The 24,754-nt window shown below is 38.6% G+C and carries 26 protein-coding genes and 2 riboswitches; of the genes, 6 read left to right on the top strand and 20 right to left on the bottom strand.

What is annotated here, in order from left to right:
- Positions 1-248 precede the first annotated feature (248 nt).
- From glcT to AC0C45_RS09965, 6 genes are all read right to left on the bottom strand, one after another.
- Entirely contained in the window at positions 249-1,097 is an 849-nt protein-coding gene (glcT, locus tag AC0C45_RS09990) for a glucose PTS transporter transcription antiterminator GlcT (RefSeq protein WP_013056009.1), read from the bottom strand.
- Positions 1,098-1,228: 131 nt separating this feature from the next.
- Positions 1,229-2,101: a hypothetical protein gene (locus AC0C45_RS09985; RefSeq protein ID WP_257063094.1), complete on the bottom strand. Its 873-nt coding sequence runs from the start codon at positions 2,099-2,101 to the stop codon at positions 1,229-1,231.
- A gap of 442 nt (positions 2,102-2,543) precedes the next feature.
- Entirely contained in the window at positions 2,544-3,014 is a 471-nt protein-coding gene (gene ribH / locus AC0C45_RS09980; RefSeq protein ID WP_013056007.1) for a 6,7-dimethyl-8-ribityllumazine synthase, read from the bottom strand.
- A gap of 91 nt (positions 3,015-3,105) precedes the next feature.
- Positions 3,106-4,299, bottom strand: a complete 1,194-nt coding sequence (locus AC0C45_RS09975; RefSeq protein ID WP_034655260.1) for a bifunctional 3,4-dihydroxy-2-butanone-4-phosphate synthase/GTP cyclohydrolase II — start codon at positions 4,297-4,299, stop codon at positions 3,106-3,108.
- Positions 4,300-4,315: 16 nt separating this feature from the next.
- Entirely contained in the window at positions 4,316-4,975 is a 660-nt protein-coding gene (gene ribE, locus AC0C45_RS09970) for a riboflavin synthase (protein ID WP_047933046.1), read from the bottom strand.
- 278 nt (positions 4,976-5,253) lie between these two features.
- A riboswitch (FMN riboswitch) is annotated at positions 5,254-5,404 on the bottom strand.
- Between the two features lie 110 nt (positions 5,405-5,514).
- Positions 5,515-6,549, bottom strand: a complete 1,035-nt coding sequence (locus AC0C45_RS09965; RefSeq protein WP_230586580.1) for a YkvI family membrane protein — start codon at positions 6,547-6,549, stop codon at positions 5,515-5,517.
- A gap of 339 nt (positions 6,550-6,888) precedes the next feature.
- Positions 6,889-6,995, top strand: a riboswitch (SAM riboswitch).
- Between the two features lie 107 nt (positions 6,996-7,102).
- Between AC0C45_RS09965 and AC0C45_RS09960 the strand changes: the two genes are divergently transcribed.
- The 3 genes from AC0C45_RS09960 (at position 7,103) to AC0C45_RS09950 (ending at position 13,559) form a co-directional block, all read left to right on the top strand.
- Positions 7,103-8,941, top strand: a complete 1,839-nt coding sequence (locus AC0C45_RS09960; RefSeq protein ID WP_013082256.1) for a bifunctional homocysteine S-methyltransferase/methylenetetrahydrofolate reductase — start codon at positions 7,103-7,105, stop codon at positions 8,939-8,941.
- On the top strand, positions 8,942-12,385 hold the full coding sequence (gene metH / locus AC0C45_RS09955; RefSeq protein ID WP_016763407.1) for a methionine synthase: 3,444 nt from the start codon (positions 8,942-8,944) through the stop codon (positions 12,383-12,385).
- Between the two features lie 376 nt (positions 12,386-12,761).
- Positions 12,762-13,559, top strand: coding sequence for an HAD family hydrolase (locus AC0C45_RS09950; RefSeq protein ID WP_237893697.1), 798 nt, complete (start codon positions 12,762-12,764; stop codon positions 13,557-13,559).
- A 57-nt stretch (positions 13,560-13,616) separates the two neighbouring features.
- Here the strand turns inward: AC0C45_RS09950 and AC0C45_RS09945 are convergent, their stop codons facing one another.
- The 5 genes from AC0C45_RS09945 to AC0C45_RS09925 form a co-directional block, all read right to left on the bottom strand.
- Positions 13,617-13,823, bottom strand: a complete 207-nt coding sequence (locus AC0C45_RS09945; RefSeq protein WP_013055999.1) for a hypothetical protein — start codon at positions 13,821-13,823, stop codon at positions 13,617-13,619.
- A gap of 48 nt (positions 13,824-13,871) precedes the next feature.
- Positions 13,872-14,135, bottom strand: a complete 264-nt coding sequence (locus AC0C45_RS09940) for a hypothetical protein (RefSeq protein WP_013055998.1) — start codon at positions 14,133-14,135, stop codon at positions 13,872-13,874.
- 204 nt (positions 14,136-14,339) lie between these two features.
- Positions 14,340-14,714, bottom strand: coding sequence for a cytochrome-c oxidase (locus AC0C45_RS09935; RefSeq protein WP_171777856.1), 375 nt, complete (start codon positions 14,712-14,714; stop codon positions 14,340-14,342).
- Positions 14,715-14,887: 173 nt separating this feature from the next.
- Positions 14,888-16,186 carry an NCS2 family permease gene (locus AC0C45_RS09930; protein ID WP_034653512.1) on the bottom strand — a complete coding sequence of 433 codons (1,299 nt, stop codon included), beginning with the start codon at positions 16,184-16,186 and terminating at the stop codon, positions 14,888-14,890.
- 232 nt (positions 16,187-16,418) lie between these two features.
- Positions 16,419-16,706 (bottom strand): hypothetical protein, encoded by a 288-nt coding sequence (locus tag AC0C45_RS09925; RefSeq protein ID WP_013055995.1) that lies wholly within the window; start codon positions 16,704-16,706, stop codon positions 16,419-16,421.
- A gap of 682 nt (positions 16,707-17,388) precedes the next feature.
- Between AC0C45_RS09925 and AC0C45_RS09920 the strand changes: the two genes are divergently transcribed.
- Positions 17,389-17,748 (top strand): YueI family protein, encoded by a 360-nt coding sequence (locus AC0C45_RS09920; RefSeq protein WP_016763402.1) that lies wholly within the window; start codon positions 17,389-17,391, stop codon positions 17,746-17,748.
- 25 nt (positions 17,749-17,773) lie between these two features.
- Here AC0C45_RS09920 and AC0C45_RS09915 read toward each other — a convergent pair whose 3' ends face one another.
- The 4 genes from AC0C45_RS09915 to AC0C45_RS09900 all read right to left on the bottom strand — a co-directional run bounded on the left by AC0C45_RS09915 (position 17,774) and on the right by AC0C45_RS09900 (position 20,331).
- Positions 17,774-18,487 carry a cell wall hydrolase gene (locus tag AC0C45_RS09915; RefSeq protein ID WP_047933035.1) on the bottom strand — a complete coding sequence of 238 codons (714 nt, stop codon included), beginning with the start codon at positions 18,485-18,487 and terminating at the stop codon, positions 17,774-17,776.
- Positions 18,488-18,799: 312 nt separating this feature from the next.
- Positions 18,800-19,126: a hypothetical protein gene (locus AC0C45_RS09910; RefSeq protein ID WP_013082248.1), complete on the bottom strand. Its 327-nt coding sequence runs from the start codon at positions 19,124-19,126 to the stop codon at positions 18,800-18,802.
- A 147-nt stretch (positions 19,127-19,273) separates the two neighbouring features.
- Positions 19,274-19,468 carry a hypothetical protein gene (locus AC0C45_RS09905; protein ID WP_013055990.1) on the bottom strand — a complete coding sequence of 65 codons (195 nt, stop codon included), beginning with the start codon at positions 19,466-19,468 and terminating at the stop codon, positions 19,274-19,276.
- A 17-nt stretch (positions 19,469-19,485) separates the two neighbouring features.
- The gene (locus AC0C45_RS09900) at positions 19,486-20,331 is read right to left on the bottom strand and encodes a patatin-like phospholipase family protein (RefSeq protein WP_013055989.1); all 846 of its coding nucleotides are present in this window, start codon (positions 20,329-20,331) and stop codon (positions 19,486-19,488) included.
- Between the two features lie 307 nt (positions 20,332-20,638).
- Between AC0C45_RS09900 and AC0C45_RS09895 the strand changes: the two genes are divergently transcribed.
- Positions 20,639-20,824, top strand: a complete 186-nt coding sequence (locus AC0C45_RS09895) for a YkvS family protein (RefSeq protein WP_013082245.1) — start codon at positions 20,639-20,641, stop codon at positions 20,822-20,824.
- Between the two features lie 263 nt (positions 20,825-21,087).
- Entirely contained in the window at positions 21,088-21,378 is a 291-nt protein-coding gene (locus tag AC0C45_RS09890) for a hypothetical protein (protein WP_472928125.1), read from the top strand.
- A gap of 32 nt (positions 21,379-21,410) precedes the next feature.
- Here the strand turns inward: AC0C45_RS09890 and AC0C45_RS09885 are convergent, their stop codons facing one another.
- The 5 genes from AC0C45_RS09885 to queC all read right to left on the bottom strand — a co-directional run bounded on the left by AC0C45_RS09885 (position 21,411) and on the right by queC (position 24,606).
- The gene (locus tag AC0C45_RS09885; protein WP_047931146.1) at positions 21,411-22,112 is read right to left on the bottom strand and encodes an NAD(P)H-binding protein; all 702 of its coding nucleotides are present in this window, start codon (positions 22,110-22,112) and stop codon (positions 21,411-21,413) included.
- Positions 22,113-22,180: 68 nt separating this feature from the next.
- A complete protein-coding gene (queF, locus tag AC0C45_RS09880; RefSeq protein ID WP_013082243.1) occupies positions 22,181-22,678 on the bottom strand; it encodes a preQ(1) synthase in 498 nt (165 codons plus the stop codon).
- A gap of 98 nt (positions 22,679-22,776) precedes the next feature.
- Entirely contained in the window at positions 22,777-23,508 is a 732-nt protein-coding gene (queE, locus tag AC0C45_RS09875) for a 7-carboxy-7-deazaguanine synthase QueE (protein ID WP_013082242.1), read from the bottom strand.
- Positions 23,501-23,941 carry a 6-carboxytetrahydropterin synthase QueD gene (gene queD / locus AC0C45_RS09870; RefSeq protein WP_034653522.1) on the bottom strand — a complete coding sequence of 147 codons (441 nt, stop codon included), beginning with the start codon at positions 23,939-23,941 and terminating at the stop codon, positions 23,501-23,503. The genes queE and queD overlap by 8 nt, the downstream gene beginning before the upstream one ends.
- Positions 23,941-24,606: a 7-cyano-7-deazaguanine synthase QueC gene (gene queC, locus AC0C45_RS09865; protein ID WP_013082241.1), complete on the bottom strand. Its 666-nt coding sequence runs from the start codon at positions 24,604-24,606 to the stop codon at positions 23,941-23,943. Before queC ends, queD begins: the two co-directional genes overlap by 1 nt.
- Between the last annotated feature and the right edge of the window lie 148 nt (positions 24,607-24,754).

Genomic DNA, 24,754 nt, shown 5'->3' with positions numbered 1-24,754 from the left:
TTAGTGTGCAACAAGCTATTTATTTGATACGTGAATCATTAACGCGCTTTCATAAAACGCTTTCTTTAACTGGAAAACTCCTTACATCTCCTAGTGTCCTGAAGCCTAAGCTTTAAATGATTGCGCTTTCTTATAACAAAAAAAGGCATGAGGAAAAAGAAACGATAAATGGATACACTCATCCAATTACACATCGCTTCATTTCTCACTCATGCCTGATCGTATCAGTAACACGTATTGAAATGATTTTATAAATCCGTTTTTGTTATAAGTCGCTGCAGATGCATCGTTAAGTAAACTGCTTCTGCTTCATACACAGGTAAATGTAACGCTTGCTGCATTACTTTTATCACTTTCCAAGACACATTGTAACACAGGGGATATTCTTCTTTCAATAGCAAAGCAATTTTTTTTGGCTCTTCTATTTTTTCTCCTGTTTTTACTCGATCAATCGCAAAATGCAAATGACGAATCAATCTCATATAGTGCACAGATTCTTTGTCTACCTGCAGATGAAGCGATTCTTCAATCACATTAATAATCGTTTGAATAAGCTGCGAGTCTTGATTCACTTCCAGCAGGTTTTTTTCAGTCAGCGCACTGTGGATATGAAGCGCAATAAAACCAATCTCTCCTACTGGAAGCTGCACGCCTATTTTGCGACTAATAATTTCTACCACTTCAGATGCGATCGTATATTCCTCTGGATATAAAGCTTTGGTTTCAAGTAAAAATGGATTTTTAAGCCCCATTCCCTGCTGAAAACGTTTTATCGCAAACGCGATATGGTCCGTCAATGAAATGTGTATATGCTCATTCAAAGGAATGTTAACACGTTTTTGAATGTGCGTTACAATATCATTCATCATTTCAATCACGTCTTCATCCACTTGCGCTAAAAGCTGCTTGTACTGTTCTTGCTCTTCTTCACTCTTTAACAAAAACATTTTCTCCACGGCTTTTGCATCGATTTCATCGCCTTTTTTCTTATTGAACCCTATTCCTTTCCCAATTAGCACAACTTCATCATAGGTAAGGTGTTTAGCAATTAATACATTATTATTAAGTACCTTTTCTACAAAAAAGGACTCTTTCACGAATCCTTCACTCCCCTGTTTCGGCTTTCTATTATTTGCTTTCCTATCTTACAAATAATACGCATAACCGTCAATTCATTTTTCTTTGTTTCAAATATTATTGAACTAAACTATTTGAGTTACGTATTATCTTAGTAGTTCTTCGCTGGAAACGCAATGTCTTTTTTGCTCGTCCCATAACAATTTTTCATAATAAAGTTTTGAAGCATAACGCTCAGAATGAATACACCCGCTTGTAAAAGCGTAAAAAGAACAAGTGAAGTGGTAACAGATACCAGCAACACCCCATAGTGAATCAGCAAAATATCTACTATACGGAGCCCCGCTATAATCATCCCAGCCCCCATAAAAAATTCTTTGGCTACACTCCAAACGAGGAGAATCGTAACAATACAAACGTAAATCATCGTGGCATTTACGGAATCATGAGTAGCCGACGCAAACCATCCCGTATAAAACCAATTATTATGAAAATATGCTAACAGCATAAACATAATAGTAGAAGTAATGGCGAGCATTCCGAGAAAAAATGTAGCGTAATGCACAAATGTCATATACCGTTCTGTTAGCCATACATACCAAATCTTTGAAATACTAAAGCCTATAGTCATTAAAGCGCCTGTATAAACTGTTTTCCACCAGTGATGTGTATAAATATCCCAGTGTAAAAATAATTCTTCAATCCCCATAAACATAGCTGAAATGATTAAAATATAGCGAAATTTCAATTGATAAGCAGCTACCACCATAGCCATGATTGGAAAAGCAAACGCTTGAGAAGTTAAGGATCCGAACAAATTATCAAAATATTCATGGGTCATAAAATCAGGATCGTAATCGTAACTTTCAAACACCACAAATACAACATACTCTAGTACATAAGCCATTCCAATGATAAAAAAGAGCAAAACGACTAGCTTTTTATCTTTTTTACGTATGAATACTGTAAGCAAAACGGCTGTGCTGATAATAATCAATGCAAAAAAAGCAGTATAATGAGGCATAGACGTCTCCCTTTTACGACCTAATTATTACTTAGAGTAAGACGTTTTAGCTAAATTATACATAGCTAGCTTCTATTCAAAAAAGCTTGAGATATAACTACATCAATCCAATCTAAAGGCGAACAAACGGGATACATGAGACAGTATAGATCGCTTTCTACACTGCAGTTGATTTCCGTGCAAGACTTCGCTTTCCGCGGGCGGCCGCTGAGCCTCCTCGTCGCTTACGCTTCTGGGGGGTCACACTTCTCCCGCTTTTCCCGCAGGAGTCTTCGCCTGACCTTTTAATCTACAGATAGAAGCCACTACATACCTGAAACCTGCGTTCACCCTACCAATAAAAAAATCCGAACGATTCATCGTTCGGATCTTCCTTCAACTAACATACTTTTGTTTCAGCCTCTTTTAACTCTTCAGCTTATAAAAACTGGAATGGTATCTATTATCCTTCAATCATTTTTGAAAGGTTAGCCATTTCGATAGCTGATGCTGCAGCTTCCCATCCTTTATTTCCTGCTTTTGTTCCTGCACGTTCAATTGCTTGCTCAATTGTTTCAGTTGTTAATACACCAAAGATAATTGGCACGCCTGTTTGTAAGCTTTGAGATGCAACGCCTTTTGCTACTTCATTACATACAAAATCAAAGTGTGGAGTAGCTCCTCGAATAACGGTTCCTAGCGTGATCACTGCATCATATTTTTTAGATTCAGCTAATTTTTTGGCGATTAATGGGATTTCATAAGCGCCCGGCACCCAAGCCACGTCTACATCTTCATCAGCTACGCCGTGACGTTTGAGTGCATCTTCTGCTCCACTAAGTAAACGGCCTGTAATAAATTCATTAAAACGCCCTACCACGATTCCGATTTTTAATCCTGTGCCTACTAAATTTCCTTCATATAAATGATTCATCTTTTGTTCCTCCTGCTAGTATTAATATATAGTTATTTACATTTCTTTTCATGAATTAGCTTCATTTGTTATAACGAAAAAAAGTGTAAAATTATAAATGTAATAAATGACCTAATTTTTTAGCTTTTGTATCTAAGTATTTTTTATTGGCATCCACTGCCGGCATTTGAAGAGGCACTCGCTCGATTACTTCAAGGTCGTAGCCTTTTAGCCCAGTAATTTTACGAGGGTTATTCGTTAAAAGCTTCATTTGTTTGACTCCAAGGTCTTTTAAGATTTGAGCACCGATTCCATACTCTCGTAAATCTGCAGCAAACCCGAGTTTTTCATTCGCTTCTACGGTATCGTATCCTTCCTCCTGCAGCTTATATGCTCTTAGCTTATTTAGTAAGCCAATACCTCTGCCCTCTTGACGCATATACAACAGAATGCCGCGTCCTTCTTCTTCAATTTGCGTAAGAGCTGCGTGAAGCTGAGGACCGCAGTCGCAGCGTTCAGAACCAAACACATCTCCAGTCAAACACTCAGAGTGAACGCGAACGAGAACGGGGCTATTATGATCAATATCACCTTTGATAAGAGCCACATGTTCTTTATTATCAAGTTTATTTGTATATCCTACAGCTTTAAACTCACCAAATGCCGTAGGTAAGCTCACTTCTACTTCACGGCTAATAAGCTGATCATGTTTGCGGCGGTAGGCAATCAAATCTTTTATTGTAATCATTTTTAAATCAAATTGCTCTGCAATTTTTGTTAAATCCGGTACACGTGCCATTGTTCCATCTTCATTCATAATTTCACAAATAACACCCGCAGGCTTTCCTCCTGCTAATACTGCTAAATCAACAGCAGCCTCTGTATGACCTGCACGCTGCAGAACGCCCCCGTCTTTTGCAATCAATGGGAAAATATGTCCTGGGCGTTGAAAATCACTTGCTACCGTCGCTTCATTTACAAGAGCCATAACGGTAGCAGAGCGTTCATATGCACTGATACCTGTTGTACTTGAAATATGATCAATACTTACTGTAAATGCTGTGCCATGTGCATCCGTATTGTTCGCTACCATCGGGTGAAGATTCAATTTATGCGCAATTTCTTCATTAACAGGTGTACAAATTAATCCTCTTCCATGAGTAGCCATAAAGTTAATAACCTCAGGCGTCGTTTTTTCGGCTAATGCAATAAAATCTCCTTCGTTTTCTCGATCTTCATCATCGCATACAATAACCACTTTCCCCTTTTTTAACTCTTCAATGGCTTCTTCTACTTTATGAAACATCTCTTTCACCTCACTGTTAATTTGTAAAACCATGCTGCTGCAATAAATCCTTCATGTTACCTGAACGATTCGAGGCGCCAGGAGTTGACTTATTTGTCATCATCTGATGCATATATTTAGCTAACATATCGCATTCAATATTCACCTTGTCTCCTCGCTGTTTGTCTCCAACGACTGTGTGAAGCACCGTGTGAGGAATAAGAGAAATAGTAAATGATTGGTTGCTGACATCAAAAATAGTAAGACTTGTTCCGTCTACGGAAACAGATCCTTTTAACATCATAAATTCACGAAGTTCAGGATCGACTTGAATTTCATAATAAAAGGCATTTCCTTTACGTGTTTTGCTTACAATGGTTCCAATTCCATCAACGTGTCCGCTAACGAAATGCCCTCCAAACCGGCCATTTGCAGCCATCGCCCGCTCTAAGTTAACACGTGATCCAACGGTTAGAAGCTGAAGGGTACTTGCTTTAATCGTCTCCGGCATGACATCGACCGTAAATTCATTTTGAGAGTAAGCCGTTACGGTTAAACAAACGCCGTTAACTGAAATACTGTCCCCTAAGTTCACATCTTCTAACACGGTCTTCGCATCAATCGCAAGAACAATTGCTTCTGTGGCCTTTTGAATACGTTTTATTTTTCCAATTTCTTCAATGATACCTGTGAACATTTTCTTCACCTGCTTTGGCGCTATTGCAATTTCTTATACCGTTTTGAAATAGCAGCTGCTTTTTTTTCATATTTATCTTTCCCCCAACCACTGAAAATAAAAGAACCCCTTGAACAAATGTCCAAGGGGTCGGCTGAGCTGAATCAGTTTTATCTATGCAAAATTCCGCTAATTGTATACGAAATAAACAGTTATATTTTGTGTACAAAAACAAGGGTAGCTTTAAAAAAGGCAAGCGTGCCCCTTATTAATTCAACACAAAAAAACAACTGTGCTTCCTGATCCTTCTCCCATCCAGACTTTTACTGTCGGCTCTAGACTTTAACTAGATCCACCGCTAACATACATCGTATGAAAACGGGTCACGGGCTTAAAAGCATACGCTTTATCACCGCCGGTTGGGACTTACACCCGACCCCGAAGGATAATAATATATTCGACTGCTATAGTCTTATTTGTTTTACATTATAGCAAAGTAAAAACGACTTGTCACATCATTTAACTTCGTTTTTTCACATCTATTCTTTAAAATCCAGCTTTTAGCTTATTTTTTCTTTTTTAATACATAGCATCCATACAAAAGCTAGTCCAATATAGCCAAATATGGGATACAAAAATTCAAGAAGCTGGGCATATCCGAATTGCCCAATAATAAAGCAAGCCAAGATAATAAATGCAAAAGCTTGTTTGTCATTGAGGGGAAGAAATGACTGAAGCTGCTTAGCGATGCCAAATACATTTCCAATCAATGTAGTAAAAATCTCGCCCAACACAACTACCGTAAATAAAACATTCACCCACGCTGAGATATTTTTAACAACCGCACTCATCGGAATATCAAGTTGAAATGAATAAGGCAAATTGGAAAGGGCAAGATGAGTAGAAACAAGCATAAACGTAAGTACACATCCTCCTATTACGGCCCCTTTTTTAATCACGCTCCTATCTTTCACCGAGCTTCCTAATGGAACCAAAACGGCCTGAGCCAAAGCTAGATTCAGGGAAATATATAAAAAGGGACTAACCGCCCACTTCCACTGCGTGACGAGCGTTAAATCCGGCTTCGTTTGAATCAGTGAGAAATAGCTGATATTCGGCATAAAGATGATAAAAGCAAATGAAAGCATCATCGGCACAACAAGAGAATTAACCATTAAAATACCGTTAATTCCTTTTGCGATAAATATATAAGTTAAAACAATTGTAAAAATCATCCCAACAGGAGGCCACAGCCCGAACTGTTCTTTTCCTATTGCCCCCGTACTCGCTAGCATGACTGAAGTTACTCCAAATAAAATGACAATCATTACACCGTTTACCGCTTTTCCAAGCACATCACCAAATAAATATGTATTAAGCTGCTGATAAGAAGAAGCCCCAATTGCGTGCGAAAGCAGCATCATTTTTGAACCTAGCCAAATAAAAAACAAGCCGCTGACCAAAATTCCGACCATTCCAAGTTCCCCGTACTGTGTAAAAAATTGAACGATTTCCTTGCCTGTTGCAAAACCGGCTCCTACAACGGTGCCTACATACGTAGCAGCAACCTGCAGCGTGAGTTTCCACCTTTTCATGCCCATCACCCTTCTACCCTTCATAGTTCACTATATGTAGAAACGATAAAAAAAAGACGAGCCTTTTTACGTGGAAATCTACGCATATCCCAGCGCTTGTGCCTTTTCGTTTATTTTTTTCATTTTCTTTTTGTATTTCTCACAAAAAACTCCTTAACCCCTAACATAACAGTCATTTCCAAACAAAATATACGGATATTTTCCCTTTAGCTTTTAAATTTTCCTCAATATTTGCTGGAAATTCACAATTTAATGTTGTATAATTTCTAAAAATCAGATAAATTATTAAATAAGTATTCTTTCTATTTAAAAAAATATGTTTCAATTATATACAATTGATTCTTATCATGAGAGGTGGAGGGACTGGCCCTTTGAAACCTCAGCAACCAGTCGTTAGAGACATGGTGCTAAATCCAGCAAGCAATTTATTGCTTGGAAGATAAGAAGGCGAAAAAAGTCTTCTTCTTAAGAAGACTTTTTCTATTTTATCGGCATATTGCATAAAACGAATCACTCGTGAAATAGAAGCGGAACAATTTAAGGAGGTTTTGACATGGGGTTACTTGAAGATTTAAAGTCTAAAATTTTAATTGGGGATGGTGCCACTGGTACCCTCCTTTACTCACACGGTATCGACAGCTGTTTTGAAGAACTAAACATCACCAAACCAGAAGAGGTTTCTCGTATTCACAGAGCCTATGTAGAAGCTGGTGCAAACGTTATTCAAACAAATACGTACGCTGCTAATTATCAAAAACTTGCCCGTTATGGATTAGAAGATTCAGTCAAAGACATCAATGTTGCTGGTGTAAAATTAGCGAAACAAGCTGCAAAAGATCAGGCTTACGTGGTTGGTACACTCGGCGGAATTCGTTCTTTCCAAAAAAACGCTATTAGTTTAGAAGAGGTTAAGCGAAGCATTCGTGAACAAATGTTTTGGCTTTTAAATGAAGGCGTGGATGGCCTTTTGTTTGAAACATACTATGACTTCGAAGAATTAAAAACCGTTCTTACACTGGCAAGAAAAGAAACGGATAAGCCTATTATTACCCACGTTTCCCTGCATGATATTGGCGTACTGCAAGATGGCCGTCCTTTAGCAGATGCATTAAAAGAATTAGAGGCGCTGGGAGCAGATGTTGTCGGGCTAAACTGCCGTTTAGGTCCTTATCATATGATTCAGTCTCTTGAAGAAGTACCGCTTCCTGATCGTGCTTTCTTATCTGCTTATCCTAATGCCAGCCTTCCGGCGTATGTGGAAGGAAAGCTGGAATATGAAACAAATGAAGACTACTTTGTAGAAAGCGCGCGTTTATTCCGCGAACAAGGGGTTCGCTTAATTGGAGGATGCTGCGGTACAACACCAGCTCACGTACGCGCAATGTCATCTGCCTTAAAAGACCTGCCTCCGATTACAAGCAAAGTCGTTAAAATGAGACCTGCCGTTACGGTTCAAGAGCGTGAGCAGCAGGATAAACCTCATATGCATGAAATTGTGAAGAAGCGCCGCTCGGTTATCGTCGAGCTAGATCCGCCTAAACAGCTTGGTCCCACGAAATTTTTAGAAGGCGCAAAAGCACTTGATAAAGTCGGCGTAGATGCTATTACATTAGCTGATAATTCTCTTGCCTCACCTCGCATCAGCAACTTGGCAATGGCAACACTGATGCAGCAAGAAACAAAAGCACGACCGCTTATTCATATTACCTGTCGCGACCGAAATTTAATTGGACTTCAATCTCATTTAATGGGACTTCATACGCTAGGAATGAATCAAGTACTTGCAATTACCGGTGATCCGTCAAAAGTTGGCGATTTCCCTGGCGCCACTTCGGTCTACGATTTATCTTCATTTGACTTGATTAGTTTAATCGCTCAGTTTAATGAAGGACTATCTTATTCCGGCAAACCACTTGGTCAAAAAACCAATTTTTCCATTGCAGCTGCCTTTAACCCAAACGTGCGTCACTTAGACCGAGCCGTTCAGCGTTTGGAAAAGAAAATCGACTGCGGGGCTCACTATTTCATTACTCAGCCTCTCTATTCAACTAAGCAAATTGAAGAGGTATATGAAGCAACCAAACATTTAACAACACCGGTATATATCGGTATCATGCCGTTAACAAGCGCAAGAAATGCTCGATTTATTCACCATGAAGTACCTGGAATTAAATTATCAGAAGATATTCTAGAACGCATGGATGCAACGGGAAATGACCGAATCCGCGGTGAAGTCGAAGGTCTTGCGATTGCAAAAAACTTAATTGATACAGCATATGAGTTATTTGACGGTATTTACTTAATTACGCCGTTTATGCGCTATGAAATGACCGAAATTCTAACACGCTATATTCATGACAAGCAACTTGTTACATCAGAAAGGAAGATATAAATGAGCTCACTTATCGAACAACAACTAAAGAAGCGAATACTCGTCATCGATGGAGCAATGGGAACGATGATTCAAGATGCTGATTTAACCGCTGAAGATTTTGGCGGCGAAGAATATGAAGGCTGCAACGAATATTTGACTCGAACAGCGCCTCATGTGATTCAGCGCATTCATGAAGAGTACTTTGCAGCAGGTGCTGACATCATTGAAACCAATACGTTTGGCTCAACATCTACCGTACTTGATGAATACGATTTAGGTCACTTGGCTTATGAATTGAATATCGAAGCTGTGAAGCTTGCTTGTGCAGCCCGCGATAAATATTCAACTCCCGAATGGCCTAGGTTCGTAGCTGGAGCTATCGGTCCTACCACTAAGACTCTCTCTGTTACCGGAGGTATTACATTCCCTGAGTTAGTAGAATCGTACGAAGAGCAAGCTCGAGGTTTGTTAGACGGCGGCGTTGACTTGCTTTTAGTCGAAACCTGTCAAGACATGCTGAACGTAAAAGCCGCATTTTTAGGCATTACAGCGGCGTTTGAAAAACTAAAAATCGAAGTTCCTATTATGATTTCAGGAACAATTGAGCCGATGGGAACAACTCTCGCTGGTCAAGATATCGAATCTTTTTACTTATCACTGGAACACATGAAGCCTCTTTCAGTCGGACTTAACTGCGCGACAGGCCCTGAGTTTATGACGGATCATATTCGCTCTCTTTCAGACCTAGCCACTTCAGCAGTTAGCTGTTATCCAAACGCTGGACTTCCGGATGAAGAAGGCAATTATCATGAATCCCCTGAGCTGCTTGCTCAAAAAATTAAAGGGTTTGCTGATAAAGGCTGGCTGAACTTTGTAGGCGGATGCTGCGGTACAACGCCTGCTCATATTAAAGCACTGGCTGAAGCGGTAAAAGAGGTTGCGCCCCGTTCGCTTGATCGCTCCGAGCATAACCATGCTGTAACCGGTATTGAACCACTTGTATATGACGATTCTATGCGCCCTCTTTTTGTGGGAGAACGTACGAATGTAATCGGTTCTCGCAAGTTCAAGCGTCTGATTGCGGAAGGAAAAATTGAAGAAGCATCTGAAATTGCGCGTGCTCAAGTTAAAAATGGTGCTCACGTTATTGATATTTGCTTAGCGGATCCGGACCGTGAAGAAATGGAAGACATGGAGGAATTTATTCAAGAAGTTGTAAAAAAAGTGAAGGTTCCTCTTGTAATCGATTCAACCGACGAGAAAGTTATTGAAAAAGCTTTAACGTACTCACAAGGTAAGGTCATTATTAACTCCATTAACTTAGAAGACGGTGAAGAGCGTTTTGATGCAATCTTACCGCTAGTAAAAAAATTCGGTGCAGCTCTGGTTGTCGGTACAATCGATGAAACAGGCATGGCCGTTACTGCAGAACGAAAAGTAGAGATTGCTAAACGCTCACATGATCTGCTTGTTGAAAAACATGGCTTTAATCCAAAAGATATTATTTTTGACCCTCTTGTGTTTCCTGTAGGGACTGGTGATGAACAATATATTGGTTCTGCTGAAGAAACAGTTAAGGGAATTAAAATGATTAAAGAAGCCCTGCCTGATTGCCTGACCATTCTTGGCGTAAGTAACGTGTCATTCGGTCTTCCTCCAGTCGGACGTGAAGTACTAAATGCGGTTTACCTTTATCACTGTACGCAGGCTGGACTCGATTATGCCATTGTTAATACCGAAAAATTAGAGCGCTATGCTTCTATTCCAGAAGCTGAAATTGAGCTTGCTAATGCGTTATTATTTAACACAACTGATGAAACGTTAAGCACGTTTACCGACTTTTATCGTGATAAAAAGAAAGAAGCAAAAGTAGAAATTTCTACGTTAACACTCGAAGAACGATTGGCAATGTATATTGTCGAAGGTACAAAAGAAGGATTGCTTCCTGATTTAGAACAGGCTTTAGCTCAATATGATGATCCGTTAGATATTATTAACGGACCGCTTATGAAGGGGATGGCGGAAGTTGGACGTTTGTTTAATGACAACCAGCTGATTGTAGCAGAAGTGCTTCAAAGTGCGGAAGTTATGAAAGCATCCGTTGCCTTTTTAGAACCTCATATGGAAGCAACTGAAAATGATTCTGGAAAAGGCAAAGTTATTCTTGCAACGGTTAAAGGCGACGTGCACGATATCGGTAAAAACTTAGTAGACATCATTTTAAGCAACAATGGTTTTAAAGTAATTGATTTAGGAATTAAAGTAACGCCCCAGCAGCTGATTGAAGCAGTAAAAGAAGAAAAGCCAGACATCATTGGCCTGTCAGGTCTTCTAGTAAAGTCAGCTCAGCAAATGGTTTTGACTGCCCAGGATTTAACACAATCAAGCATTGATGTTCCAATTATGGTAGGAGGCGCTGCCCTTTCCCGTAAATTTACTGACTTTAAAATCGCCCCGGAATATGAAGGTGCGGTCCTCTACGCCAAAGATGCGATGGACGGATTAGCGTTAGCAAATAAGCTGCAGAACAAAGAAGAAGTTATTCAGCTTTTAGCAGATTTAAAAACGCGGCAAGAAAAGAAAGTAACGGTTCGAGAACGCCAGCCTCAAACCGCTCAAGCAGCTACCGCTGTTTTAGAAAGATCCGCCATTTCAACGGACGCTCCTGTTTTTGTACCGGCTGATTTAAAGCGGCACGTTGTCAAACACTACGATTTGGCACAGGTTCTTCCGTATATTAACTGGCAGATGCTTTTAGGCCATCACTTAGGACTAAAAGGAAAAGTGAATAAACTGCTTGCTGAAAAAGACGAGCGCGCTGTTCAATTAAAAGAAACCGTTGATGACCTGCTCGAACTGGCACTAAAAGAAAACTTAATTAAGCCAGCGGTTATTTATCAGTTCTTCCCTGCTCAAGCAGACGGAAATGATTTAATTATTTATGATCCTGCTGATGAAAAAACAGAAATTGAACGCTTTACCTTCCCTCGGCAAGCAAAAGGACAGTTCCTGTGCTTATCTGATTTTGCAAAACCTAAAGAAAAAGAGATGGACTATGTATGTTTCTTCTCTGTAACAGCAGGAACAGGCATTCGCGAACGCGCGGCGAAATTCAAAGAAAACGGCGAGTTTTTAAAGAGTCACGTGTTCCAAGCTCTTGCGCTTGAACTAGCTGAAGGATTAGCAGAACGTGTTCATCAGCAAATTCGTGACCGCTGGGGATTCCCTGATTCGCCTGACTTTACAATGGCGGAGCGTTTTTCAGCCAAATACCAAGGTCAGCGTTTTTCATTCGGATATCCTGCATGTCCAGACCTTGAAGACCAAGCAAAACTGTTTAAATTACTTAAACCTGAAGACATCGGCATTCAGTTAACAGACGGTTTCATGATGGAACCAGAAGCTTCTGTTACAGCCCTTGTTTTTGCACATCCTGAAGCGAAATATTTTAACGTATTGTAAAATATGGCCGCGGTCTTTTAGACCGTGGCTGTTTTTTACAGTGAACAAACCTGAAAAAAAGGCTGTGACAAATGGATTTTAGCTGAAGAAAGATCCGAACGGTAAATCCAGATTCTTAATTGAGAATCAACTGCGTTCGGATTTTTTCATTGTGATCGTGAACTTGATTTCATGTAGCTGTTTCTAGCTGTTTGAAGGGCAAGGCGAAGACTCCTGCGGAAAAAATTGATGTAGTTATGTCTTAGTCTCTTTGAATTCACCGCCGGTTTGAGCTTTTTTTATGAGTTTCTTGGGAAACACTGATAGAATAAGAAATGTAATAAATTTGTAACGCTCTTATCACAGAAAATTTTTCAAGGAAAGGAATTTTCAAGCAATGATTAAATTATTTGTAAGCGACTTAGATGGCACTCTTTTACATGAAGAAAAATACGTAGAACAGCATAATGCAGACGCACTTAGTGAACTTCAGCGCCAAGGAGTAGAGGTTTGTCTTGCTTCTGGACGAATGGATACGGAAATTTTAAAGATTTCTACTGATATTAATAATACATTTCATCGCATTAGCCAAAACGGAGGATTTGTGTGGACCAAAGAAAATCAAGAACTTCATGGAAAAGTGTTTGAAGATGATTTAGCGGTTCAACTTTATAAAAAAACGATAGATCCTAACCGTATTACGCTTGTCTGTTCAAACGACACGAATTATGTAGAGCAGCGAAATGAAATTATTAAAGCGATTGAAACTCACATGTTTTTCCCTATCGAAGAACAAATTGAAATGACGGATTCATTTGGTCACGCTCTTTCTCCATCCAAAATCACGGTTCTTGGAGATCATGATGAAATGGTAGCTCTGCAAAAAGAAGTGAACGAAGAGTTTGGTGATTATATTGATACATATATTTCCGCCAAGCAGTGTTTGGATATTATGCCTAAACATATCAGCAAAGGAAATGCCATTGAAATTTTATTAAATCATCTTCAGCTAAAACCAGAGGAAATTGCATGTGTGGGGGATTCATTTAATGATATTCCTATGTTTCAATTAACGCCGAACAGTTTCGCTATGGCTACAGCTCCTGAAGCTGTGCAGCGCCACGCCTCTGCTGTTGTGTCATCTGTTAGTGAAGCAGCGGGTATTGTTTTAGAAAAAAATAAGCAAACCATCTAAAAAAAGCGGTCAACGTTTAAATTGACCGCTTTTATCTATTTAATAAGAAAACGGTAGTTATTTTTTCCGTAAAGAACGAAAAAATTCACCTAAGCTTTTTTGCTTTCCATCTGCATGCTCTCCGTGATTAACCAAGCTGCTGATTCTTTCTCGTCGAACAACAACCATAATAAGAGTGGCAAAAAAGATAATGGAAACGGCAATGACAACCAGTGCAAGAACGGATGCTACAATAGCTTCAGAAGTCGTTAGTGACGATAGCATCTGCCTCGTACACCTCCATTTCGTTTGTGGCGAAAAGGAGCCTAGCAATTAGAAATGCAAATAATCTTTTTTCTCAGCTTGATGCATGTTATTATACACCATTTTCATTTTAGAAGCTGTAGCTTTTAAAGACGTAGACGAATCCACATCTTCGGCTAACATAATGTTTACTAAGTCAACCACAGAACGAGACAACAACTCTACATTATTTTGCAACTCTAATTCGTCATAAGTCGTACGGTCTTGAAGACGAAGTCGAATAATTTCATTTGCTAGCTCCCTAACACGCACTAATTGTTGATGTTCTCCCATAGTATCTCCGCCGCAAGAAACTTATAATCAGCCCTTTTATTGGCTTTTATAAGAGCTAGAACTCCCTGCAGCTTACCCCTCCTTATAAAGATGCCTAGCACACCTTTATGTAAATCACACTTTCACCTTGTTTATATGTATATTCGCTATAGCTGGTTCTTTTTCCTTTTGAAATTAGCAGTCATCGTCAACGACCTTCTTCGTTTATCGTTCAGATTTCAAATTTTTAAGGATGTGACATACGAAAATTAAAACGCCAATAGCCGTAAGTGTTGCTCCTGCTGCCACTACGGGTGTAAAAGCTTGGTTTTCTAGTACGATCATGAAAAATAAACCAATCATCATGACCGGTAATCCTATATTATGCAACCATACGTGCAGTTTGGCTAATTTACTTTCGCTAAACGCAGGAAACAAATAATAAATAAGTCCCGCTAACGTAAGCGACGTCCATCCTAATAAATTGATGCGCACGTGAACAGGTGTCAAAGCGTAGCTGTGAACAATTGACATATAATACCCCAATATGATGCCAAGTCCAAAATAAACGGCTGATATTTTAATTAATTTAATTCCCATCATTTTCTCCCCCTTATATCCCCCTCCGACTTCTGTACTACTTTACGCAGGAAACGTCATTTTAGAAGCGAAAGTTAGCCAAAGGACACGAAATACGGAGTATGATATCTAAAAAGAGAATTCTTTACCGCAAATACAAAAAACAGCTGAGCAAAAGTACTCAGCTGTCTATTTTAAGCAATATAATGCAGCACAAAATTCAAGAAAAACAACAGCGCGCTTACATACATAAACATCGATACTTCACGCATTTTACCAAGGAATAATTTAAGCAGTGGATACGCAATGAACCCAAATGCAATTCCATCAGCAATGCTGTACGTAAGAGGAATAAGCGCAATAATTAAAAATGCAGGGAAACCTTCTGTTAAGTCCTGTAAATTGATGTTTTTGATATTTTGAATCATCAATGCTCCAATAACAATAAGAATAGGTGCAATAGCACTATCTGGAACGAGCTTAATAAATGGAATAAACAGAAGTGAACTTAAAAATAAAACTCCTGTAATCAGCGATGTTAAACCCGTTCGCCCTCCAGCTGCAATACCAGATGCTCCTTCTACAGAAGACACCGTTGGACTTGTTCCAAATACGCCGCTTAGCAAAGCTGAGGCGGCTGTTGCTTGAAAGGCCCGGGGAAATTTGCTACCTTGATTCATCATACCTAGCTGACCATGCAGCAAACCGATATTTTCAAAAATCAATACCATTGTTAATGAAAAGACAGCTGCCCAAAACGCCACGTCTCCAATAGCTCCAAAAGACAATGTACCAAAGCTGCTAAAGAAGTCGTTCACGCTCCCAGCGGACTGTCCTTTTTCTGCACCGCTCCTTACACCAAGTAAGAAGGCAAGGACTGATCCAGCAATCATGCTTAACAAAAAGTTACCTTTCACATTTCGGATAAACAGTACGATTGTGATAATTAACGTCAACAGCGTACTGATCACAAACGGATCTGACAAGTCTCCAAGTGCTACAAAAGTGTTTTCGCTTGGAACTACAAGCTTCCCTTTTTGCAAACCGATAAATGTTAAAAATAAGCCAACACCGACTGTTATCGCTTCTTTTAGCGAATGCGGAATCGAAGAGACAATTTTGGCAGACAGTCGTGAGAAAGCTAATGCTATAAAAAGAAAGCCGGATATTACTACTGCTAATAACCCTTCTTGCCAAGATAACCCCATTGATTGAACCATCGTATACGTAAACAATGCATTAATCCCCATACCTGGCACCAGAATAAGAGGCGCGTTTGCCCAAAAAGCCATAATAACACAGCCTACAAAAGCCGAAGCTACTGTTGCGAATATCCCTGCTTCAAGCGGAATACCAGCATCAGACAAAATGGTTGAATTAACAGCAATAATATACACGATGGAAAGAAATGAAATGACCCCAGCTAAGCTTTCTTTTCCAACAGTTGTTTGGTGGTCGTTTAAACGAAACAACTTCTCAAATAATGCGTTCAATCTAATTTCCTTCTTTTCATCTATCCCTCGCCCACCCAGTGACCAAAAATGCCACCGAAGTTATTATAGCAAAATCAACAATTGTTGCAAGGAAAACTTGTCTCCTTTAGCTTAAGCGTTCATTCCTTATTTAAAACTGTTATCATTTTCTAAACGTAACGTCTTGCATTCATTCTATATATATATCTTGGACTGGACATAATAAAAGAGCGCTTTATCAGCGCTCATTGTTTTAATAATAATAAGGATAATATGGTGGGTACGGCGGATAATATGGTGCTGGATAACCGTAATAACCTGGACCTCCTAATGCACTTCCAAGAACTAATCCTCCAAGAAATGGAGCTCCAAAGCCCCAACCCCAAGGGCGACCAAAGCCAAAGCCGAACCCCGGACGGCCGAAGCCAAAACCAGGACGACCGAAACCAAAACCTGGGCGACCGAAACCGAATCCTGGACGACCAAAGCCTCCAAAACCACCGAATGGTCTTCTTATGTCATTAATATCAAATTCTTGCATGATACATGCCTCCTCAAATTATATTTCATTCTCTTTATTACATATGTTATTCACCTACTTCTTGCATAGGCGATCGCCTCTTTTTTTGTGATTTCTTAAAAAATATTCCTTTTCTACCACCTCGGTAGGATTAAACAAGCGTAGAGACATATATTTTTTAAGGCTTTGAAACATACTACATGTAACTTATGTAAAATAAGAGAGATGCAACGAGGAATGGACCTTTACAATTTTCAGCATCTGCTGTCTGCTGCAATGAGGAATAAACATAATATGAACGCATAAAAAGAACGCTCAACAAAAATGTTGACCGTTCTTCTTATGAAAATACATAACGATTTTTTATTAATTTATCTGACCCTTTGCTTGACCGTATATGCCCTAAAGCTATATAATCCCCTTTTTATACAATGCGCTTTGAACATAAAATCATAGGAGCGTCTCCCCAAACGCTGCTATGTATGTATATCTGTAATCGCTTACAAACCTTTAATAAAAAACCGATATGATTTCCTATCTATTTACATTAAACAATATTTCAGGCTAAATTTCAACACATTTTTTGTTTTTCTTTGTACTCAGCAAAAAAACAGGTGATATAGCACAGTGATTTTCCTTTTTTCCTGTCCCTTTTACTTATAGCCATAATCGTTTATAGTTTATAACGAAAGGAAGTGACGCAATGTCTGATCAACTAGAAGAATACTTAGAACGAGGAATGTACGGAGCAAAGGAAACAAAAAGAGACGAAAGAAGATATTTCTTAACTGCTCTACGTGAGAATATTGAACTTGCGCTAAAAAAAGGGCAAGTCATGAAAAAGGATGCAGCAAAAATAAAGCCTCTTTTAAAAAAATTGAAAGACGGTCATTTGTTTTTAAATGGCTCCTTGTCTTACTCATACCTCTCCCCCTATATTCAAGCGGCTAACCAACATAAAGTGCCTTTTACCATCGTTCAGAACTTAGAAGCTGATACCGATATTGGTCTGGTTTTAACAGGTTCTGAAGGCAGTTTGGAACGAGATATTTTTTTAGACTAAAAAAAAGAGCCAGAACGGCTCTTTTTTATTTGGCAAATACATGATGATCAATTGTTTTAATTACAGCACGTGAACGAATCCAGTTATCGGTAGCTGTTTTTGGATTATAAAAGTAAATGGAATCGTCTAAACGATCTTTTCTAGTCAATGCTTGCTCTACTGCTTTTTTCGAATCTTCTGAAGCAGGTTTGTTAATTGATCCGTTTTGGACCGGTGAAAAAGCGTATGCTTTTCCGACAACTTGTTTAATAACTCCTGTTACCGTATCTGGAAACTTCGGAGAATCTACACGGTTTAACACCACTGTTGCTACCCCTACTTTTCCTTCATAAGATTCGCCTTTTGCTTCAGCTTCTACTAAGCGAGCTAATAAATCTTTTTCACTTGCAGAGATTGAAACTGCAGGTGTTGCCTGCTCTGCGGGTTTGGCTTCTGGTTTTGGTTCTGGCTTAGCCGTATTAACCGGTGCTGCCGTTGAAGGTTCCGTTGTTTCAGCAGCCAGCACTTTTGTCTTACTCGGAATCGCTAATGTTTCACCAATATAAATCATATCTCCTTGACGATTGTTTAATTTTTTAATATCGTCAATTGTTACACTATATCTTTTACCTAACTTCCAAAGACTATCGCCTTTGACTACTTTATAATTAGTTGCAGCCGTAGCTGTTGCATTAAAACCTATAAATGAAAGAGTAGCTAAACAAGCTACTACCATTGATTTCATATAACTATGTTTCATAGGTAATACCTCCTGAAATTTCGTATGGTATTACTCTATCATAGCTATATAGGGGTTTCACCGAACGATTCAATTACATTTCTTTAAGTTTGATGAACAAAATTACGTTCGGAACACAATTATGACATTGTACCCTGTTTTTTGTCATAATCACGGTAATTTTTCTAAAATGCAGGTATATTTTCCCGATTTATTTCAGTTTAATCAGAAATTTCTTCATTCGTTTTTCCCTTATAATTCTTATGATAAACATTTAAATTCATCTACTTTTACACAAAAAAGCTGAATGTTGTAATCAACATTCAGCTCTTTTTAATCTTCGATCTCAATTTCTACAACATCATAGAAATCAATCACTAACTTAGCACCCGTATCATCCATAAACGTAAAGACGTCTTGATCATCTGATAAATGTATCACGTATCCGGTCAACTGCTGTTCACTGTTGTCGTAAACAGTAGTAATTAGAATTTTTTTATGATCTACATATGCTTCTTCTAATAACGAATGGAGGTCATAGTCCCCGTCATCTTCGGGCCGGTTCGTTAACAGCATCCCATAAGTCGTCATTCCATTTTTATCTTTCCATATATGATCTGCAAAATAAAAAGGTGCTGTACTTTTTCGAAACTCATCCATAATATCCCTCCTATAACTAAACACGTTTATTCGTTCTTACCGTACGTTACTAAATAAACGCACAAGCACTTGTAACAGTATATTCTCTACTGTACAGGCTCATACATTCATTATATAAGGCATAATCAAATAATGCCATCATTTCGTTTAGCTCCTAGGAATTTCTAGATACGTATAGGTGAAATCTCCACCGCGTCCAGCTATTCCACGAAAATGTTTGAAATCAGGGCGATTTACTAAAAAAGGGCGAAAAGCAAGAAAGTCTTCTTTTTTAACTTTAATTTCGGTTACTTTTCCTTCACTTAACTCATTCAACATGTTTATTGCTGTTTGTTCATCCATTCAGTTTCACCTCGCTTTTAACTGTTCAGCCAATTTTGCAGAGATGCAAATTGAGCTTCTGCTTCTTTATATCCTTGGTTGTAAAGAGCGTCGAGACGCTCACGATTCTTCTCAATTCTCCCTACTACAAGAGGGGTTTGCGGACGAATCACAAAGATATTCCCCTGTCTTTCCTGTTCTTCAATATATGACAATGTTTCATTATACAATTTATAGCGGTTCTCAAGCGCACGAGTCAGCCCATCATAATGACGATATTTGCGCTTCAATAACCAAAGCATATTTGATTTCTTTTTTCGATATCCTTCGTTTCGCGTTAGCACAACAATATTTTTTCTATATCCATCCTGCACTGCTTTTTTGATTGGAATCGGATCACTAATTCCTCCGTCTAACAGCTCTTTTCCTTTATATGTAACGACAGGTGCTAAAAATGGAAGGGAACTAGAAGCGCGAACCGCTGTCAAAATGTCCCGGTCATATTCATCAAAATAAACGGGTTCTCCCGTCACACAGTCCGTTGCTCCTACTACAAGCTTCTCTGTACGCTCAGCAAATGCCTCAAAGTCAAATGGAAGAAGCTGATTAGGAATTTCATCAAAAACGAAATCCATTCCAAATATCTCTTTTGTTTTAAAATAATTTTTCCACGACAAGTAGCGAGGATCCTCTAAAAAATCTAAATTAGCTTTGCGACTTCTTCCTATTTGTCTAGATAAATAAGAAGTGGCATGACAAGCGCCGGCTGAAACGCCAATTACATACGGAAGGTACAGATTTCTTTCCATAAAGTAATCTAAAACTCCAGTTGTATAAAGGCCTCTCATACCGCCTCCTTCGAGCACGAGTCCAGTATCTTTCAATTTCTACACCTTCTAATTCTTATAATTTATGACAAGATTATACCTCGTTTATTATAACGAAAGATGAACAAAGATGGAACTGTCCTGCTTCTCTCTTTCGTTAAAGCTATCAATTCCTTTTATTTCTCAGCACATTTTACTTGTTTTTTCAATTTTATTTTATATTTTTTCAAAAAACCCTTTACTAATTCCCAGTTTTAAGGCAAAATTGTAAAAAAGAAAACGCTAACTAGTTTTACTATTTTTAAAATTAAAATTATTGAAAAAATTTATAATGAACTAATTTAAAACAAAGGAGCGATGAATCATGAAAATAGCAGAGGTAGGAAACTTGATAGAATTTAAAAATGGCTTACAGGGCATTGTCGAAAAAGTAAATGAAAACTCCGTGATTGTAGATTTGACTTACATGACAAACTACCGCGATTTAGACTTAGAACAGCGAACTGTTGTCAACCATAAAAACTACATCATCATTAATCCAGCTATGTAAAGGAAAAAAGCAGCCGGACAGCAAAAGCGGTTGCTTTTTTATTGATTTTGAAAGAATTGATTCTTTTGTTCTTCTGTAATAATCCCCAGCTTATACATGAGGTAAATATACTGTTGCACCTTAACATCCTTCGAACTTTTTTTCACTGTATTCCCTCTTTTCTAAAATGTTTCTTTATACAATAATATATGGTTGAGATAAAAAAAGTTTCCTTAAAGAAACAAAAACAGGCCCCATTTTTCTTGAAAGGGGCTTATTTTCGTGTGACAATAACAACAAGCTACTACTATCTTATCTTCTTACCGAAAGGAATTACTAGCATGTTTGATACTGTATTGTTTATCGTTGCTCTTATTGTCATTCTTTTTTTCATCGTGCAGTTCGTTTTTAAACGCAAACAAACTTCAAATAAAAAAACATCCGTTGAACCCATGAATTATGCCGAAGAAGATTCTAACTCCTACACAAGCTGGAGTGAAACTGCTTCTAACCACGCTCATGATGGCGATGGAGATAGCGGTGGAGATGGAGATGCGGATGGTGACGGAAGATAGAAAAAAGCCCCTTCTTATGAAGAGGCTTTTCTTTATTTTGATAATACTCGCTTGCCGTTGGTAAACGAATAATAGCATTCACCTGTATAAATGTCTTGGCTTTCATGTACATGAACCCCACATTTATCTTCAAGAGCAGCTTTCATCATCGATTTGGCTACGTTATACGCTTTAATTGGACGATACTTTCTCCACTTTCCTACAAGGCAAAATGAACACGACTTTAACGTGTATCCCCCAATCTTTTCAAATAGGCGAAACTCTTGGCGCTTGCCTAATAATAACGATGGGCGGAAAAAGTGAGTAGAACGGATATACAAGCTTGCGATATCTTCTTCTACTTGCCCCTTTACTTTACTGTAAAAGAATGGCGAACGAAGATCAGCACCAATTGCTGTGATCGTTAAAAAGTTTTTGCAGCGATATTTTTCTGCACATTTAGCCGCTTTTAAAGGAAATTCGTAGTCCACTCTAATGAATTTCGCTTTTGTTTTTGCTTTTTTCATTGTCGTGCCTAAACAGCAATATACATCATCAACTGCAAAGCATTCTTCATGCTTATCAAGCTCTGAAAAATCAATTTCAAGCTGACGTAGCTTTGTGTGTTCGATTGGTAGCTTTTTTCGAACAAACACTGTCACATGGTTATATAAGCTGTTGCTTAATAACATTTTTAAAAGTTCTTGACCAACAAGTCCGCTTGCACCTAATACTAATGCTGATCTCTGTGACATTCTTTCACCTTCTCACCTGTTGTTTTTGCAATGGAAAACAGGTTGCATACACAACCTGTTTGTTCGAATTAACGATTATCAATTGTTTCTGGGTATAAATCATGATTCATCAGGCGATAATTAGCCATTTCTTCATACTTTGTACCGGGACGGCCATAGTTTGTATATGGATCAATTGAAATCCCGCCGCGTGGTGTGAATTTTCCCCATACTTCAATATATCTTGGGTTCATCAGTTTAATTAAGTCATTCATAATAATGTTCATACAGTCTTCATGGAAATCTCCATGGTTACGGAAGCTGAACAAATAAAGCTTTAACGACTTGCTTTCTACCATTTTCTCATCTGGAATGTAACTAATATAAATGGTTGCGAAATCCGGCTGACCTGTTTTTGGACATAAGCTCGTAAATTCCGGACAGTTGAATTTCACAAAATAATCACGATTTGGGTGTTTGTTATCAAATGCTTCTAGAATCTCTGGTGCATATTCAAACAAATAGTTTGTTCCTTGATTTCCAAGGAGTGATACACCTTCTAATTCTTCATCTTTTCGACCGCTCATTTGTATTTCCTCTCTTTCTACGATTGTCATTCTAACAGCGTTTTTTTATTTTGTATATATCTGTTTTTATTTTTCTTTGTAAATTTTTTGCTATGCGCTTACACGCCTCGTTTATTTCCCCAAACAAGGGCGTGAACCTGCGGCAGAACTCTTACATCGTTCATGTTTTTAGCTGCCACTGCCTTATCGATTAACCATTCATACTTTTTAAGCAATTCTTGTGTTAACGACGCATTATCGATTGTCGTTAAGTCCTCGTTTCCTACTTGAACAAAAAATGGAACCTCAGGATAACGTTCATGAACAGACGCTGCATACTCAAAGTCCTCATCATTAAATACAACGACTTTTATGCTTATGTGCGCCATGCGTTTTTCCTTTATTAATGTTTCTATAATATCGTCTAATACGGCGAAATTTGTTTTCATTAATGAACTTGGAGGCTTAGGAGAAATCGTTAAATCATCGATCTTTAGGAACCAATCCTGATAACGGCTTCCCTGTGTTTCAAGAGCTGCTTTTACCCCATGACTGTGCAAAAGCTCTACAAGTGAACCAATTGCCTTGATAAGCGCAGGGTTTCCTCCAGAAATGGTGACGTGATCAAAGCACTCTCCTCCAATTTCTTTTAGCTCCGTCCAAATTTGTTCTGCTGTTAGCTGACGAATATCGTTTTTAGCAGATCCATCCCACGTAAAAGCTGAATCACACCAGCTGCAGGAATAATCACAGCCCGCGGTACGAACAAACATCGTCTTACGTCCTACAACCATTCCTTCCCCTTGAATCGTTGGTCCGAATATTTCAAGTACTGGAATTGTATTAGCCACGTTTTTTCACCTTCTTTGGGCGGTAAACTACGTAACTTGTCGGCGTTTCCCGCACGAATACTTGTACGCAAGAAGGCTTATTTGGTAGTGTGTCTAGATATTCTTGAACCAACTCATAAATTTTACGAGCAACAACTTCAGTTGTAGGAAAATCATTTGGATTTTCTTCGTTAAAGATAGAATGATCGTTCAATAATGTATGATCAAATTGACCAGAAACAATTTTTTTCAATAGCGCAAAGTTTACTAAAAAGCCCGCTTCGTCTAATGTATCTCCGGCAACAGTTAGATTTACGAAATACGTATGTCCATGGACTTGACGGCATTTTCCTGCTTCTGTGTGAGGAACAAAATGTGCCGCAGCAAACTGCATATCTTTGTTCAGTTCGTATTGATAGTCATGAAATACTTGAGGATACATTTGTTGCAGCATTATTCCTCTCCCCCTTCTTTTGTTTGCATGTATTGATCTAACCCGCGTTTTCGCAATTGACATGCGGGGCATTCGCCGCATCCATCAGCAACAATACCGTTGTAGCATGTTAATGTTTTTTCACGCACATACTCAAGCGCCCCTAGCTCATCCGCTAACGCCCACGTTTCTGCTTTATCAATCCACATAAGAGGCGTATGAATCACAAATTCAAAGTCCATTGATAAATTAAGCGTGACGTTTAACGATTTTACAAATACATCTCGACAGTCTGGATATCCCGAAAAATCAGTTTCACAAACGCCTGTTACGATATGACGACCTCCGCTGTTTTTAGCCAGTACGGCTGCAAATGATAAAAATAACAGATTGCGGCCATCCACAAATGTGGTAGGCAACTCTCCTTCTTTTTGCTCGATCTCAATATCATCTCGCGTTAAGGCATTTGGTGCTAATTGATTTAAAAGTGACATATCTAGTACGGTGTGCTTCACACCTAAATCAGCTGCAATAGCTTTTGCTACCTCTATCTCTTGGCTATGACGCTGACCATATTGAAAAGTAACCGTTTCTACTTCTTTAAAGTTTTTCAAAGCCCAAAATAGACATGTTGTACTATCTTGACCTCCGCTAAATACAACAATAGCTTTTTCATTTTTCATCATTATTGTTCGTCTCCTTTTTGATTGAAATCAAAAGAAGAAGAAACTTTATTGAACCGTTCGTTCCCTTTGTGACTAATTTTATAACACAAAAAAGAGACTGCTCTTTTCCAGCAATCTCCCTAAAAAGCAACTAAGATACACGTCCTCG

The sequence above is a fragment of the Priestia sp. VA7 genome (assembly GCF_055710015.1).
The sequence above is the reverse complement of the archived record's forward strand: the minus strand, read 5'-3'. Positions and strand labels throughout refer to the sequence as shown.

Coding starts and splice junctions, on each gene's coding strand:
- AC0C45_RS09985 (WP_257063094.1), bottom strand. CDS start 2,101: ATGCCTCATTATACTGCTTTTTTTGCATTGATTATTATCAGCACAGCC.
- ribH (WP_013056007.1), bottom strand. CDS start 3,014: ATGAATCATTTATATGAAGGAAATTTAGTAGGCACAGGATTAAAAATC.
- AC0C45_RS09975 (WP_034655260.1), bottom strand. CDS start 4,299: ATGTTTCATAAAGTAGAAGAAGCCATTGAAGAGTTAAAAAAGGGGAAA.
- ribE (WP_047933046.1), bottom strand. CDS start 4,975: ATGTTCACAGGTATCATTGAAGAAATTGGAAAAATAAAACGTATTCAA.
- AC0C45_RS09965 (WP_230586580.1), bottom strand. CDS start 6,549: ATGAAAAGGTGGAAACTCACGCTGCAGGTTGCTGCTACGTATGTAGGC.
- AC0C45_RS09960 (WP_013082256.1), top strand. CDS start 7,103: ATGGGGTTACTTGAAGATTTAAAGTCTAAAATTTTAATTGGGGATGGT.
- metH (WP_016763407.1), top strand. CDS start 8,942: ATGAGCTCACTTATCGAACAACAACTAAAGAAGCGAATACTCGTCATC.
- AC0C45_RS09950 (WP_237893697.1), top strand. CDS start 12,762: ATGATTAAATTATTTGTAAGCGACTTAGATGGCACTCTTTTACATGAA.
- AC0C45_RS09945 (WP_013055999.1), bottom strand. CDS start 13,823: ATGCTATCGTCACTAACGACTTCTGAAGCTATTGTAGCATCCGTTCTT.
- AC0C45_RS09940 (WP_013055998.1), bottom strand. CDS start 14,135: ATGGGAGAACATCAACAATTAGTGCGTGTTAGGGAGCTAGCAAATGAA.
- AC0C45_RS09935 (WP_171777856.1), bottom strand. CDS start 14,714: ATGGGAATTAAATTAATTAAAATATCAGCCGTTTATTTTGGACTTGGC.
- AC0C45_RS09925 (WP_013055995.1), bottom strand. CDS start 16,706: ATGCAAGAATTTGATATTAATGACATAAGAAGACCATTCGGTGGTTTT.
- AC0C45_RS09920 (WP_016763402.1), top strand. CDS start 17,389: ATGTCTGATCAACTAGAAGAATACTTAGAACGAGGAATGTACGGAGCA.
- AC0C45_RS09915 (WP_047933035.1), bottom strand. CDS start 18,487: ATGAAACATAGTTATATGAAATCAATGGTAGTAGCTTGTTTAGCTACT.
- AC0C45_RS09910 (WP_013082248.1), bottom strand. CDS start 19,126: ATGGATGAGTTTCGAAAAAGTACAGCACCTTTTTATTTTGCAGATCAT.
- AC0C45_RS09905 (WP_013055990.1), bottom strand. CDS start 19,468: ATGGATGAACAAACAGCAATAAACATGTTGAATGAGTTAAGTGAAGGA.
- AC0C45_RS09895 (WP_013082245.1), top strand. CDS start 20,639: ATGAAAATAGCAGAGGTAGGAAACTTGATAGAATTTAAAAATGGCTTA.
- AC0C45_RS09885 (WP_047931146.1), bottom strand. CDS start 22,112: ATGTCACAGAGATCAGCATTAGTATTAGGTGCAAGCGGACTTGTTGGT.
- queF (WP_013082243.1), bottom strand. CDS start 22,678: ATGAGCGGTCGAAAAGATGAAGAATTAGAAGGTGTATCACTCCTTGGA.
- queD (WP_034653522.1), bottom strand. CDS start 23,941: ATGCTGCAACAAATGTATCCTCAAGTATTTCATGACTATCAATACGAA.
- queC (WP_013082241.1), bottom strand. CDS start 24,606: ATGATGAAAAATGAAAAAGCTATTGTTGTATTTAGCGGAGGTCAAGAT.